Origin of the sequence: Flavobacterium sp. RSSB_23 (assembly GCF_051547145.1) — a bacterium.
In the GTDB taxonomy this organism is placed as follows: Bacteria; Bacteroidota; Bacteroidia; order Flavobacteriales; family Flavobacteriaceae; genus Flavobacterium.
Window position 1 is genome coordinate 572,544 of sequence record NZ_JBPTTO010000002.1, and the last position, 13,371, is coordinate 585,914.

A 13,371-nucleotide genomic window follows, 5' to 3' on the forward strand; every position below is an offset into this window, starting at 1 on the left:
TGTTTTATATTTTCTTTTTATTGTTTTTTAAAAAGTCAAATAGCAAAACAGTCCAGGCTAGAATGAGGAAGACTCCTCCAATAGGAGTTATAAAACCGATTTTAGTAAAATCGAAAGAAGTTAAGTTGTTGGTGGCTAAAAAATAGATGGAGCCTGAGAATAAAAGAACTCCAGTTACGGTAAAATAATAAATGATTTTTTTAGATTTTTCAGATAACGATGTATTCAAACCAATGAATAGCAGGAATAAAGCATGGTACATTTGATAGCGAACACCCGTTTCGAAGGTAACAAGTTGCTCTGTTGAAAGTACTTTTTTTAAGGCATGTGCCCCAAAAGCTCCTAAAATGATAGCTATCATTCCTAAAAGGGCAGCAGTTGAAATTACTTTTTTGCTCATAGTTCCTAATTAGAATCCTTTGCAAAAGTATTTATTACATTTCAAACAAAAAGGGTTATTTCTGTTTTATTTTTATTTTTTTTGTGTTTTAACACAATCTATTTGTTATGAATACAACAAAATAGTATGTTTGTGTTAAATAATCATATTTTTATGAGAACTATACTCATTATTGGAGCAGGTAGATCAGCCTCGTCGTTGATTCAATATTTACTGGCAAAGTCAGAAAAAGAGCAATTACATCTCATTATTGGAGATTTATCGCTTGAATTGGCTCAGAAAAAAACCAACAACCACCCTAATGCGACTCCTATAGCTTTAGATATATTTAATGCGCAACAAAGACAAGAAGCGATTCAAAAAGCAACAATCGTTATCTCTATGTTGCCCGCACATTTACATATTGAGGTGGCCAAAGATTGTATTTTGTTCAATAAACACATGGTTACGGCTTCTTATATCAGTGAAGCCATGCAAGCTTTGGATGCAGAAGCCAAAGCCAAAGGACTTATTTTTATGAACGAAATTGGTTTGGATCCTGGTATCGATCATATGAGTGCGATGAAAGTTATCGATGAGATCAAAGAAAAAGGAGGCAAAATGCTTTTATTCGAGTCCTTTTGTGGTGGATTGGTCGCTCCAGAATCGGATACCAATATTTGGAATTATAAATTTACATGGGCACCAAGAAATGTGGTGTTAGCAGGTCAAGGTGGTGCAGCCAAATTCATTCAAGAAGGCGCTTACAAATACATACCGTATTGCAATTTATTTCGCAGAACCGAGTTTTTAGAAGTCGAAGGTTACGGCAGATTCGAAGCTTATTCTAATCGAGATTCTTTAAAATATCGTTCGGTGTACGGATTAGATGATGTGCTTACTTTATATAGAGGTACTATTCGCAGAGTAGGATTCTCTAAAGCTTGGAATATGTTTGTGCAATTAGGAATGACCGATGATAGCTATATCATGGAAGGTTCTGAAGAAATGACCTATCGACAGTTTGTGAATTCCTTTTTGCCATATCACCCTACTGATTCGGTTGAACTAAAGATGCGACATATTCTCAAAATAGACCAAGACGATATTATGTGGGATAAACTAGTGGAGTTGGATTTATTCAGCCGTAGTAAGAAGGTTGGTTTGAAAAATGCCACACCCGCTCAAATTTTAGAAAAAATCCTTTCCGATAGTTGGACCTTACAACCCGAGGATAAAGATATGATAGTTATGTACCACAAATTTGGTTACGAATGGAAAGGAATAACTTCTCAAATCGATTCCAAAATGGTATGTATTGGCGACGACCAAATGTACACGGCTATGGCAAAAACAGTTGGGCTTCCCGTTGCGATGGCTGCATTGTTAATTTTAAATGGTAAAATACAAACTAGCGGTGTTCAACTTCCTATTCAAAAAGAAGTTTACGAACCCATCCTGAAAGAATTAGAATCATACGGCGTTGTTTTTAATGAACAAGCCATGCCATATATGGGCTACAATCCAGATAAAGTCTTCAATTAGTTTTCTTTTTAATTTTAATTTTTTTTGAGTTTATTTGTTAACCGCTTCTCTAAACTTGTACTTGAAGAGAAGCGGTTTTTTTATTTAGTAGCAGCAGCATTAGACTTTTTTGGAAGCATCGTCCCGTGATACGCTATATCTTTTCCTTTTTAAAGAAAAAAGGAAAAGGATGCCGCTTCTCCCGGGGCTAAAAGGAAGCATTGTTTTTTTTAGGTTTAGAATTTAAAATCAACCTTATTGTAATGTTATCGGCAAACTATATTGTACTCGAACGGGAACACCGTCTTTTTTAGCGGGAATCCATTTTGGAGAAAGTTTGATTACGCGAATTGCCTCTTCTCCAGTGCCAAATCCCATATCTCTTATAATTTCTTCGTTTGTAATGCTACCGTCCATTTCGACTATGAATTTGATGTATATTTTACCGTTCCCTTTCAAATCAGTTGGGATTTGAAAATTATTTGCAACAAATTGGTAAAACTTCTTCATTCCTCCTGGAAAATCAGGCTTTTCAGTTACGTTTACAACATTTAGAACATCACCGTTTGATGAAGTTGGAGCACTTTCTTTTGTTGTATTTTGTAGTAAAGCCTCTGTTTTTGAATCAGGATTTAAACTTGCTAGGTTTTTATTAGGGCTAACTAATGACTCTTCTTTTGTATTCGGTTTTAAATTTTTAGGTAATTTTTTGGAGTCACTTAGAACAATATCGATGCTTTTACCAGAAAACTTTTTATGCGCATTTTTTAAATGTTTATCATAATAGGCTTCTGTATAGAAATTGTACTGAAAAGGTTGAGGGAATTTTTTGCTTCTAGCATTTTTATGAACAAAACTTCCTGAAAAATATACGATTTTGTCTGGTGAGTAGACCTCTAAATGGCTATTGTTGGCGTGGATATCGTCAATCCAGATGGCATATTTTTTACTGTTTTTGAAGTCTTCAAATTCTGCCTTTGTAGGGATTTTTTTTGAGTATTTTTTAGGAGTATAGGATAAGTACCTATTTTTTTCTTCCAAAGTCAAATCTTCGTATTTTTTGGAGAAGGTGATATTTCTTTTTTTGTCAGTAACATTAACTAATACACCTGCGTAGTAAGCATCTCTGTCGTTACTTGTAGCAGTAGTGTATTTTGTATTTGTTGCTTTTGTTGCTTGTACTTGTGCAACACTATCGATGCAGAAATAACAGAAAAGCGCCGTAAAAATGGGTAATAGCCCCAGCTGTTTGCCAAGTATTATCTTTTTTGAAGAATTTCGACTCATCATAAGAAAGCGTTTTTTAGTGACTTGAAAATTTAAATTACTGGCTAGATACAAAGGCGGGTTGCAACTCGCTTTGGATAACAATAGTGATTGATAAAATGGAATGTTTTTGTAAGATTGCACCACTCTTTCATCGGCTAGGAATTCATGATTGAGTTGTATTGCTTTTTTGTACAAAACAAACAAAGGATTGAACCAAAAGATAGTTTTTATCAATTCTACAAATAAAACATCTAGGGTATGCTTTTGATTGACATGTGTCATTTCGTGTGCAAACAATTCCTTTTCAATTTTGCGTTCTTGGTATTCCGCTTCATTGATGAAAATGGTATTCATAAAAGTATGCGGCAACACAGCTTCTTTTAGTAAAACTAAAGTCGCGTTTTGAAACGAAAGTGTTGTGTTATTCTTTTTTAATTGATAAAAAGCCACAATGTTTCGAATAAATCTAAATACTAGAATCGCAGTTACAAGGACATACATACCCCATAGTGTTTGTTCGAAGTAATTAGTTTCTTCTGCAATTACCATAGTTCCTCCAGAAAAGGTCATCGGAATTGGAGCAGTCGCAGGAGTAGTAATTTCTTCAATAATTTCAATCGAAATAAAAGGAATTAGAAGTGAAAAAAGCAAACTAAGCAACAAGTAAAAGCGATTGAAACGGTGCATTTTTTCCTTTTCTAGAAAAAGCTGATATACTACCAATAGGATAGTGGCAGCGATAGTTGAAGTTAGCAAGTACTGTATCATGATTTCTTTTTTTGGATTTCGTTATCGATGATTTTTTTTAGTTCCTCTAGTTCTCTGGCGGTAAGGTTCGTTTCTTTTGTAAAAAACGAAGCAAATTGAGAAGCAGAATTATTAAAGAAATTACTAATTAAGCCATTGACATGTTTCGAGAAATAATCGTTTTTGTCAATCAATGGGTAATACTCTCTCGAGTTGCCATATTCTTTGTAAGCTACAAACTGCTTGTCAATCATTCGTTTTAATAAAGTAGCAATGGTTGTTGTAGCAGGTTTTGGTTCTGGGTAGGCTTCGAGTAGGTCTTTCATAAAAGCTTTTTCGAGTTGCCACAAATGCTGCATCACTTGTTCTTCGGCGTTGGTGAGTTGTTGCATAGTTTATTGTTTTGTGTTTTTTATTTCTTTTTCTGAGATAAGTTCTCCCTTGTCGTACAATCGGGTGATGATTAAATCTTTTTTTGTGTCGAAATACTCCCATTGGCCGGAGTAAAACCAATGAATGTCTTTTCCTTTTTCAATTAACTTTGTAATTCCTTTGGCTTGAAGTGCTCCATTCGGGTGGTAAAAGCGCACTTTGCAATACTCCTTTTTATAGGTTTCCTTTTTGATGATTTTACCATTGGCATAATATTTCCATTTTTTGACTGGCTCTCCTTCTTTGTACCTTCCAATAGATTTGTATCGAATAGTGTCCAAAGTATATTCTTCAATCCATTTGCCGTGCATTTTTTTGTCTTTCTTTTGATTGATGTGTTGTACTTGACAACTACATAAAAGAAACAGTACAAATAGTAAGATTGGTTTTGTCATTGCTCTACAGAATAATACATTGCTCTACAAATGTAGAATAAAAAATAATATGTGCAACAAAATGTTTAACTTTTTTGCAATGAGTGGTTTAGAAACGGTTTTGCGTAAGGGGTAGAAGCGGCATCCTTTTTGGGGACGCGCTTTTTCTGCGTGGCCCCAAAAAGATATAGCGGATGACCCGACCCGCTTTTTCTGCGGGTTACGCCCAAAAAAAAATCCGCTCAATCAATAAAGAAGGAGCGGATGTTGGTATGAAAAGAGTATTTATTTACTCAACTCTACAAAATATTTATAGAAAAGTGGAATGGTTTCGATTCCTTTGAGGTAATTGAAAATTCCGAAATGTTCGTTAGGGGAATGAATCGCATCGGAGTCTAGACCGAATCCCATCAAGATGGTTTTACTTTTCAATTCTTTTTCGAATAATGCAACGATAGGAATACTTCCACCGGAACGAACTGGAATAGCAGGCACTCCAAAGGTTTCTGTATAGGCTTTGTTGGCGGCTTGGTAACCAATGCTGTCGATAGGAGTCACATAACCTTGTCCACCGTGATGCGGTTTTACTACAACACTCACGCCAGCTGGAGCTATACTTATAAAGTGTTTGGTGAACAAATCGGTAATAACTTCCCAATCTTGATTAGGTACTAAACGCATCGATATTTTCGCATAAGCTTTACTAGCAATGACCGTTTTGGCGCCTTCTCCTGTATAACCTCCCCAGATTCCATTTACATCTAGAGTGGGACGGATAGAATTACGCTCATTTGTTGTGTAGCCTTTTTCGCCATATACATCGTTAATGTCAAGTGCTTTTTTGTAGTTTTCTAAACTAAAAGGTGCTTTGCCCATTTCGGCTCTTTCTTCCAGAGATAACTCTTCTACATTATCATAGAAACCTGGAATGGTGATGTGATTGTTTTCGTCGTGAAGCGAAGCAATCATTTTAGATAAAACATTGATTGGGTTGGCAACTGCGCCACCGTACAAACCAGAATGTAAATCGCGGTTAGGACCAGTCACTTCTACTTCTACATAACTCAGTCCACGTAATCCTGTAGTGATGGATGGTTGTTGATTAGAAATCATTCCCGTGTCCGAAATTAAAATCACATCGTTTTTTAATTTCTCTGTGTTGTTTTCAACAAACGTTTTTAAGTTGACACTGCCTACTTCTTCTTCTCCTTCAATCATGAATTTTACATTACAAGGTAAAGTATTGCTTTGAATCATGTATTCAAAAGCTTTTACATGCATGTACATTTGGCCTTTGTCATCGCAGGCACCACGGGCAAAAATGGCGCCTTCTGGGTGAATAGCTGTGGGTTTAATAACAGGTTCGAAAGGAGGAGAGGTCCACAATTCAATTGGGTCGGCGGGTTGTACATCGTAGTGTCCGTAAACTAAAACCGTTGGTAGGTTTTTGTCTATTATTTTTTCGCCATATACAATTGGATAACCTGCTGTTTCGCAAATTTCAACGAAATCGCAACCTGCTTTTTCTAAACTTACTTTTACTGCTTCTGCTGTGTCGAGTACATCTTGTGAAAAAGCGGTGTCGGCACTAACGGAAGGAATTTTCAATAATTCGATTAACTCATTGATAAAGCGTTCTTTATTTTCTTGAACGTAACTTGTTCTATTTTCCATTTGGATGATTAATTTTATCAATTCAAAAGTACAAAAAATAGATTATTATTTTTTTACAAAATTTACTTTGAAAATTGGAACTTATGCTTATATTTGCACCCACAATCGCGGATATGGCGAAATTGGTAGACGTGCCAGACTTAGGATCTGGTGCCGCAAGGCGTGTAGGTTCGAGTCCTATTATCCGCACAAAAAAAAGCTTCTCATTTGAGAAGCTTTTTTTATTTCAGCACTATTATGAAATAGTGTTTACTTCAATACTTATTGATTTTCTGTTTTTTGTGCTAATTTTTATATAAAATTTTGTGTTTTTGTTTGAATTATCATTTATTTAAAAAAAAATCACTTTTTATTTCTCTACTAACAAAAAAGTACTACATTTAGCTTTTCAACGATAAAATATCACACTTTGTCGATTATTTAAAACAAATTTATATAGATAACCCTGCATTTAACTAAAGTTTCAATGACGAATTTGGTGAATAATTTTAAAAATTTAATTTCGAACGAATTGTTTTTGAAGTTGTTAGGTTATTTAGATGAAAAGGATGCTCTCCTTAAAAAAACAATCGAGGCAAGTATATGTGCAGTCTTAGTTGGAATAAAAAAAAGTAATGATTTAGAAGTTTTTTTAAAGTCTTCTCAAAACTTGAGTTTTGATTTTGAAGCGCAACTGAATAATTATTGCCCGAAAGAAAGTTTGTTTTCTTGTGGATATTTGTATTTAGATTGGCTTTTTGCCGTTAAAAAAGATAGAATATCTGAGATGATTTCAAATGAAGTAGGAGTAAGAAGTGAAACAGCTAGAATTGTATTGAATGTAGTGTCGATTTTGATAATTAATGATTTAAAAAAAGATACTCCAAAAAATTTAATTTCAATTTTAGAATCACAGTCTGAAATTTTGTGCAGACTCTTGCCTAGAGGAGTTAAGCTAATTTTAGGTTTGCCAAATGTGGATTATGCAACAAGTATTGCAAATGAAAATGAATCTTCTTTATTCAGTTTTTCATTTTTTAAAAATAAAAGAAATTAATTTTTTGACAATATAGGTTTCTGATTTGTAGTTAATTATAGTAACCATTAAAGGGATGTTGGATAGTTCAACATCCCTTTTTTATTGACAATGTGTAAAATAGGTGAGAATTTTAAAGCTACTTTATTTTTTTTTTAAAATGCTATCCATGATACACTCTCGAAGCGATAATTTTTTCATTCTTAACTTCTAACACTTCGGCTACTAATAAGTCGCTTTCATCAGTTACCATTCGGATATACTCCATAAAAACACGGTCGCCATTAGCGGTCAGCGAAGTTACTTTGTACTGCAAACTTGGCAATCGTTCAAAGGCGTCCTGCCACCAAGTTCTTAAAGCTTCTTTTCCTGTAATTAGACCTTGGGTTTCAGGTTGACGTACTTTGAGTTTTGGACTAAAGTGGACGGCTTCATCATCATAAAGGGAAAGTAATTTTTCTAGCTCTTTATTGTTAAAACAGTCGAACCATTTGTAGGCTATAGAGTTTAGTTTTTCTGGAGTCATAAATTTTATAATTAAAAAATCCCATTTCAATTAGATTGTAATGGGATTGTCTGTTTTAAACGTTTTTCAAATTGATAATTTCTTGATCCGTCAGTAATCGCCAATTGCCTCTTGGTAAATTCTTCTTGGTCAAACCAGCAAACGAAACTCGATCGATGCGTAACACATCATAACTGAATTGTTCAAAAATAGAACGCACCACTTTTACATTAGCCGAGCGTAATTTTAAGCCCACTTCGCTTTTGGGTTCATTTTCAATATAACTCACCTCTTCAACAAAAACGCGATGTCCATCAATTATGACACCTTTGCTGATTTTTTCTAAATCTTCAAACTTTAAGTTTTTGTCCAAAGAAACTTGATAGATTTTCGATGATTTCTGATTCGGTAAAGTGAATTTTCGAATCATATCGGTATCATTGGTAAACAATAACAAACCCGTAGTGTTTTTGTCCATTCTACCAATCGGTGCGATTTTGGAGGTAGTAGAACCTTTTACCAATTCCAATACATTACGGTATTCTTGACCTTCATCAAGTGCCGTGGTAAAGTTTTTAGGTTTGTTCAATAGGATGTACACTTTCTTCTCTGGAGTCAAAACTTTTCCGTCAAAGTTTACTACATCTGTTGGTTTTACTAGGTATCCCATTTCAGTTACTGGAACACCATTTACCTTTACATTACCTGATTGAATGTAAATATCTGCATCACGTCTCGAACAAACACCCGAGTTCGAAATGTATTTATTCAAACGAATTTCGTCTTTTTCTTTAAGTCTTTTAGCTACTTGATTGGGTTTTTTAACCACTTTGTTTGCCTCTTCTATTTTGGCAGTAGGTTTTGCTTTTTTAGGTCCTTGTGCCCTTTTTTGCATCGCAGGTTTTGGCTTATTCGAATTGGGTCTTGAACCTGCTGGCCTTGCTCCGCCTCGTTTGTTGTTGCCTTCCTTATTATTCATAATAATCTCTAATTTGGTGCAAAGATACTATTTATATCCTTGTGAAACGATTTTCGATAATTAGAAAAAGATAACTAACTAATTTATTAGTAGTTAAGTAGGTTTTTTAGTAAGTCGATTTGCTTTAGAAGCTGTTTCCTGCTGTCCACTATATCTTTACTGCCGAACCCCGGCAGTAAAGGATGCCGTTCCCATCAGGGCTAGGGAATCTTGCACTAAAGAACGTTTTGTTCCAAAGAAATTACTGCTTCAATAACCAATTTTTGCCGTGCCAAAGCACACTTGGGTTAATCAAAACAATGCAAAAAACTCCCGCAACAATCAAAAATTTCAAGATGTTGTGCAATCTAATGTAGTGTGGTTTGTTGTTGGATTGCCACAATAAAAGCAGAAAAAATAACAGTACAATTAATGAGCTATAAAAGTAAATGTCCATATAGCCCACATCATAGAGTTCAATCAAAATGTAAACAGGAACCAAGGTTAAAATGGTTAAAACAGTACTAATTCTTTTGGACCAATTCTCTCCATAAAAAACAGGAATGGTGTGATAATTATTGGCCAAATCGCCTTTCAAATTTTCCAAGTCTTTTATCAGTTCCCGAATCAAAATCAATAAAAACAAAAAAGAAGCGTGGGCGATGATTACAGCAAAATGGTCTTTGTGGCGTTCCAATTCTTCAATCGAAGTGGGTTGATAGTAATACAAAAGAATAGCGAAAAAAGGCCAAACGGCCAGCAATGCCGCTGATAAATTTCCAATAAAAACGATTTTTTTCAATTTATGGGAATAGAACCAAATCAGAAAAATGTAGAATGAAAAAAACAGTAAGGCTCGCCAAGAAATAAACCAAGCCATCAACGCCACAATGAAATTCAAAGTAAAATACACCTGAAGTTTCGTTTTTTGACTCACCAGTCGGTCCAACATCGATTTGTTCGGGCGGTTGATTAAATCTTTTTGGCTGTCGTAAAAATTATTGATGATGTACCCTGAGGCTATCGCAATGGCCGAAGCAAATACTAAAATAAAAATATTAAAGTCCAATAAAATATTCAAGGCGCGCTGCTCTGGAGCCATAATAAAAATAGCCGACAAATATTGCGCAATGATAATTATGGGAATGTTGTACCCTCGAATAACAGAGAACAAACTAACGATTTTTAATAACAATAGCTTTTGCTCTCGTTGCATCTTGAATGGCGTCTGAAAGTTTTTAGAATTGGTACACTACTTCAAGTTTGTAGTCTTTTAAAGCAGCTTTAGCACGTTCTAAGTCTTGTGTAAAACCAAGAATGTAACCGCCGCCCCCAGAACCGCAAAGTTTTAAGTAGTAGTCATTCGTGTCAATTCCTTGTTGCCAAACCCCGTGAAATTGCTCAGGAATCATTGGCTTGAAATGATTCAAAACGACCTTAGACAATTTCTTTGTGTTGCTAAACAACGCTTTGATGTCTCCAACAAGAAAATTTTCAACACAAGCATCTGTATGTTTTACAAATTGTGATTTCAACATAGTGCGGAATCCTTGGTCTTTCAAGTTTTCCATAAAGATATTTACCATAGGAGCGGTTTCTCCTACAATGCCAGAATCTAGCAAAAACACAGCGCCTTTGCCGTCAAAACTTTGAGTCGGAATGCCTGTGGCTTCAATATTGTCTTTAGAATTGATTAAAATCGGAATGCTCAAATAGCTATTTAATGGGTCTAAACCTGAACTTTTTCCGTGGAAAAAACTTTCCATTTGAGAAAAAATGGTTTTTAATTCCAATAATTTCTCGCGGGTTAAGTTTTCTAAAACTGTGATTTTATGTTGTGCGTATTTGTCATAAATAGCAGCTACCAAAGCACCACTACTGCCTACACCATAGCCTTGTGGAATGCTAGAATCAAAATACATCCCTTCGTTCACGTCTTTTTGTAAAGTAGCAATGTCAAATTGAACCAAATCAGGTTGCTCTGTTTGTAAGGACTCCAAATAGGTTACAAATCGTTTCAAGTGACCGTTAGATGCTATCGCTTCTGGCGAAGGATGGTCTTCTTTTTTGAGGGCACCATTGTAAAAGTTATAAGGAATAGACAAACCTTTAGAGTCTTGAATGATTCCGTACTCTCCGAAAAGTAATATTTTTGAGTAAAATAAAGGTCCTTTCATATAATGCTATTATTTTATTTTTTTAATTTTTGTTGGGTCTTGTCTGGTGTCGAAAAAAGAAACAATAAATACTTGTTTCTCTGTAAATCTATAAAACAAAATTGTTTGTTATGATACCACACATTTGTGCAATTTTTTATTGACTTCTGATTTAGGAAATAACTCTGGATTATTTCTTATTTTGTTAAGTGAATCGTATAATTTCTTCGCAAACTTAATTCGAACTCTTGAGGACCATCTAGCTTCAAGGTATTCAAAAAGCTCTTGAGTTCTTTGTTGAGCAGTTATCGAAATTTTTAACTTTCGCATAATTACTCTAGATACTTCTGAATAAATTCATCAAAATCAACAAATTCTCCACGTTCAATTTGTTTTTCCCCTTCTTCGATATCCAATTTTTGTGCCTCAGTGAGTTCTTCCCAAAAATCTTTTTTCGAAGCGTTGAAAATCTTTTTTATAGAAGCTATAATAGTCGCATCATTGGTTGCTTCCAATAATTTGATTAATTCCAGTTTTTCTAATTCAATATCCATAATCGTTGCATTAGAGATAGGTGTCAAAGATAGCAAAAAACAGTTTACAATGTTGCAGCGCCAAACCCAATTTGGTCACAAAGGTACTGACCATTTTGGCAATAGCCAACTAATTCACTTTGAATAAATTGTAAAACAGATTCTTTTGCGTTTTCAGGGTACAAAACATGCACATTTGCGCCCGCATCTAAGGTGAAACAAACGGGTGTTTTAGTTTCGTTTCTGTACTTCCAAATGGCGTTGATAATCTGTAGTGTGTTTGGTTTCATTAGAATGAAATACGGCATAGAAGTCATCATCATCGCGTGCAAGGTCAAGGCCTCACTTTCTACAATTTTGATGAAAGCTTCCAAATCACCATTCTCGAAAATTGGAATCAATTGGTCAATATTCTCATGTGCTTGTTCAAAACGACGTTCCGCAAAAGGATGATTATGCATCAAATCATGTCCTACAGTACTTGATACTTGCTTTTCGCCTTTATCGACTAATAAAATAGTGTCTTGATAGTTTTCGAAAACCGAATGTGTTTTTCCTGAAAAAGGCACTCCAAAAAGTTTCGAACTTCCTTCAATATTCGCTTGATTGCCCCAAACTACCAAATTTCCTTTTACACTTCTACACGCACTTCCTGAACCTAAACGAGCTAGAAAAGACGCTTTTTGATAGAAATACTCCTCAGTCATTTCAGGGATTAATGCTTTTTCAATACTCATAAAATTCATAGCTAAAGCGGCCATTCCCGAAGCCGAAGATGCAATTCCTGAACTGTGCGGGAACGTATTTTCGGTGTTTATGGTAAAATGATAGTCTTTCAAAAAGGGCATAAATGGAGTGATGCGCTCTAAGAATTTTTGAATCTTTGGTTTAAATTCTTCTTTAGGCTGTCCTTCAAAAAGCAAGTCAAAAGAGTAATCGCTTGGATTGGTTCCGTTGATGGAAGTCGAAAGGTCTCTTTTTTCAAAAGCCACACTGGTAATGGTTTTACAGTTATTTAGCGTAAAACTTATAGATGGATTGGCTGGTATTTGATGGCCCAAATCGTCTCTTTTTCCCCAATATTTAACTAAAGCAATGTTACTTGGAGCACTCCATTGAAAAATGCCTTTTTCTATGTTGTGTGTGTAAGGCGTTGTTGGAATAAAATCATTGGTAGCAGTCATAGAAGATAAAATTTGCGCAAAGATACTTTTTTTGGCTATTTCTTTATTAGTTTATTGGCTATTCTTTTGAATCCTTTTTCCTATTTTTGGAATCTTTAAAAATCATTCTAATGAATAAAATTACCCGAATTCTTACCGTAGTAGTCACTTGTTTGGCAATAGGTTATTTTTCAAGTACAGTTACCAAAGCCGCTATTTTAGATTGGTATCCTACATTAGTAAAACCTTCTTTTAATCCACCGAATTGGGTTTTTGCGCCTGTTTGGAGTTTGTTGTATGTGATGATGGGTGTTGCGGCTGGTTTGGTTTGGGATAAAATCGAATGGAATCGACCGATTGTCAAAAAAGCCTTGACGTTGTTTGCGATACAATTAGCGTTGAATGCCTTGTGGTCGTATTTGTTTTTTGGTTTGCATAACCCTTTTTTAGCGGGAATCGAGATTGTCTTATTGTGGTTGATGATTTATGAAACTTATCTTCAGTTTGCTAAAATCAATAAAATTGCTGGCTATTTATTGTTGCCTTATTTGGCTTGGGTAAGTTTTGCAACAGTATTAAATATAAGTATTTGGTGGTTAAATAAATAATTCGGTATATTTGTTTTTAACAAGCAATAAGTGA

Annotated in this window: 14 protein-coding genes and 1 tRNA gene; 4 read left to right on the forward strand and 11 right to left on the reverse strand. The window is 34.9% G+C overall.

What is annotated here, in order from left to right; genetic code table 11:
* Window positions 1-4: 4 nt before the first annotated feature.
* Complete coding sequence (locus tag ACSVH9_RS05990) at window positions 5-400, reverse strand: DUF423 domain-containing protein (protein WP_438062911.1); 396 nt, start codon at window positions 398-400, stop codon at window positions 5-7.
* Between the two features lie 153 nt (window positions 401-553).
* On the opposite strand from ACSVH9_RS05990, the gene ACSVH9_RS05995 reads away from it, so the two are divergent.
* On the forward strand, window positions 554-1,924 hold the full coding sequence (locus ACSVH9_RS05995) for a saccharopine dehydrogenase family protein (RefSeq protein WP_438062912.1): 1,371 nt from the start codon (window positions 554-556) through the stop codon (window positions 1,922-1,924).
* Window positions 1,925-2,158: 234 nt separating this feature from the next.
* Here the strand turns inward: ACSVH9_RS05995 and ACSVH9_RS06000 are convergent, their stop codons facing one another.
* The 4 genes from ACSVH9_RS06000 to ACSVH9_RS06015 all read right to left on the reverse strand — a co-directional run bounded on the left by ACSVH9_RS06000 (window position 2,159) and on the right by ACSVH9_RS06015 (window position 6,399).
* Window positions 2,159-3,940, reverse strand: coding sequence for a M56 family metallopeptidase (locus ACSVH9_RS06000; RefSeq protein ID WP_438062913.1), 1,782 nt, complete (start codon window positions 3,938-3,940; stop codon window positions 2,159-2,161).
* Complete coding sequence (locus tag ACSVH9_RS06005; protein WP_159687985.1) at window positions 3,937-4,311, reverse strand: BlaI/MecI/CopY family transcriptional regulator; 375 nt, start codon at window positions 4,309-4,311, stop codon at window positions 3,937-3,939. Before ACSVH9_RS06005 ends, ACSVH9_RS06000 begins: the two co-directional genes overlap by 4 nt.
* A 3-nt stretch (window positions 4,312-4,314) precedes the next feature.
* Window positions 4,315-4,746: a hypothetical protein gene (locus ACSVH9_RS06010; protein WP_438062914.1), complete on the reverse strand. Its 432-nt coding sequence runs from the start codon at window positions 4,744-4,746 to the stop codon at window positions 4,315-4,317.
* Between the two features lie 264 nt (window positions 4,747-5,010).
* Window positions 5,011-6,399, reverse strand: a complete 1,389-nt coding sequence (locus ACSVH9_RS06015) for a dipeptidase (RefSeq protein WP_438062915.1) — start codon at window positions 6,397-6,399, stop codon at window positions 5,011-5,013.
* A gap of 107 nt (window positions 6,400-6,506) precedes the next feature.
* Between ACSVH9_RS06015 and ACSVH9_RS06020 the strand changes: the two genes are divergently transcribed.
* Together ACSVH9_RS06020 and ACSVH9_RS06025 are read left to right on the forward strand one after the other, a co-directional pair.
* Window positions 6,507-6,588, forward strand: a tRNA-Leu gene (locus ACSVH9_RS06020).
* Window positions 6,589-6,865: 277 nt separating this feature from the next.
* Window positions 6,866-7,435 (forward strand): hypothetical protein, encoded by a 570-nt coding sequence (locus tag ACSVH9_RS06025; RefSeq protein ID WP_438062916.1) that lies wholly within the window; start codon window positions 6,866-6,868, stop codon window positions 7,433-7,435.
* Window positions 7,436-7,577: 142 nt separating this feature from the next.
* Here ACSVH9_RS06025 and ACSVH9_RS06030 read toward each other — a convergent pair whose 3' ends face one another.
* The 6 genes from ACSVH9_RS06030 to ACSVH9_RS06055 all read right to left on the reverse strand — a co-directional run bounded on the left by ACSVH9_RS06030 (window position 7,578) and on the right by ACSVH9_RS06055 (window position 12,750).
* A complete protein-coding gene (locus ACSVH9_RS06030) occupies window positions 7,578-7,940 on the reverse strand; it encodes a nuclear transport factor 2 family protein (RefSeq protein WP_438062917.1) in 363 nt (120 codons plus the stop codon).
* A gap of 55 nt (window positions 7,941-7,995) precedes the next feature.
* A complete protein-coding gene (locus tag ACSVH9_RS06035; protein WP_438062918.1) occupies window positions 7,996-8,898 on the reverse strand; it encodes a pseudouridine synthase in 903 nt (300 codons plus the stop codon).
* A 241-nt stretch (window positions 8,899-9,139) separates the two neighbouring features.
* Window positions 9,140-10,093, reverse strand: coding sequence for a geranylgeranylglycerol-phosphate geranylgeranyltransferase (locus ACSVH9_RS06040; protein ID WP_438062919.1), 954 nt, complete (start codon window positions 10,091-10,093; stop codon window positions 9,140-9,142).
* Window positions 10,094-10,115: 22 nt separating this feature from the next.
* On the reverse strand, window positions 10,116-11,054 hold the full coding sequence (locus ACSVH9_RS06045; RefSeq protein WP_438062920.1) for a mevalonate kinase family protein: 939 nt from the start codon (window positions 11,052-11,054) through the stop codon (window positions 10,116-10,118).
* A gap of 311 nt (window positions 11,055-11,365) precedes the next feature.
* Window positions 11,366-11,614, reverse strand: a complete 249-nt coding sequence (locus ACSVH9_RS06050) for a hypothetical protein (protein WP_438062921.1) — start codon at window positions 11,612-11,614, stop codon at window positions 11,366-11,368.
* Window positions 11,615-11,631: 17 nt separating this feature from the next.
* Complete coding sequence (locus ACSVH9_RS06055) at window positions 11,632-12,750, reverse strand: diphosphomevalonate/mevalonate 3,5-bisphosphate decarboxylase family protein (RefSeq protein ID WP_438062922.1); 1,119 nt, start codon at window positions 12,748-12,750, stop codon at window positions 11,632-11,634.
* Between the two features lie 110 nt (window positions 12,751-12,860).
* Here ACSVH9_RS06055 and ACSVH9_RS06060 point away from each other — a divergent pair, with 110 nt between their 5' ends.
* The gene (locus ACSVH9_RS06060) at window positions 12,861-13,337 is read left to right on the forward strand and encodes a TspO/MBR family protein (protein ID WP_024982197.1); all 477 of its coding nucleotides are present in this window, start codon (window positions 12,861-12,863) and stop codon (window positions 13,335-13,337) included.
* Window positions 13,338-13,371 lie beyond the last annotated feature (34 nt).

Excerpts from the sequence above, each read along its gene's own strand:
- ACSVH9_RS06010 (WP_438062914.1), bottom strand. The coding sequence starts at position 4,746 with ATGACAAAACCAATCTTACTATTTGTACTGTTTCTTTTATGTAGTTGT.
- ACSVH9_RS06060 (WP_024982197.1), top strand. The coding sequence starts at position 12,861 with ATGAATAAAATTACCCGAATTCTTACCGTAGTAGTCACTTGTTTGGCA.
- ACSVH9_RS05995 (WP_438062912.1), top strand. The coding sequence starts at position 554 with ATGAGAACTATACTCATTATTGGAGCAGGTAGATCAGCCTCGTCGTTG.
- ACSVH9_RS06030 (WP_438062917.1), bottom strand. The coding sequence starts at position 7,940 with ATGACTCCAGAAAAACTAAACTCTATAGCCTACAAATGGTTCGACTGT.
- ACSVH9_RS06045 (WP_438062920.1), bottom strand. The coding sequence starts at position 11,054 with ATGAAAGGACCTTTATTTTACTCAAAAATATTACTTTTCGGAGAGTAC.
- ACSVH9_RS06005 (WP_159687985.1), bottom strand. The coding sequence starts at position 4,311 with ATGCAACAACTCACCAACGCCGAAGAACAAGTGATGCAGCATTTGTGG.
- ACSVH9_RS06000 (WP_438062913.1), bottom strand. The coding sequence starts at position 3,940 with ATGATACAGTACTTGCTAACTTCAACTATCGCTGCCACTATCCTATTG.
- ACSVH9_RS06025 (WP_438062916.1), top strand. The coding sequence starts at position 6,866 with ATGACGAATTTGGTGAATAATTTTAAAAATTTAATTTCGAACGAATTG.
- ACSVH9_RS05990 (WP_438062911.1), bottom strand. The coding sequence starts at position 400 with ATGAGCAAAAAAGTAATTTCAACTGCTGCCCTTTTAGGAATGATAGCT.
- ACSVH9_RS06040 (WP_438062919.1), bottom strand. The coding sequence starts at position 10,093 with ATGCAACGAGAGCAAAAGCTATTGTTATTAAAAATCGTTAGTTTGTTC.
- ACSVH9_RS06035 (WP_438062918.1), bottom strand. The coding sequence starts at position 8,898 with ATGAATAATAAGGAAGGCAACAACAAACGAGGCGGAGCAAGGCCAGCA.
- ACSVH9_RS06055 (WP_438062922.1), bottom strand. The coding sequence starts at position 12,750 with ATGACTGCTACCAATGATTTTATTCCAACAACGCCTTACACACACAAC.
- ACSVH9_RS06015 (WP_438062915.1), bottom strand. The coding sequence starts at position 6,399 with ATGGAAAATAGAACAAGTTACGTTCAAGAAAATAAAGAACGCTTTATC.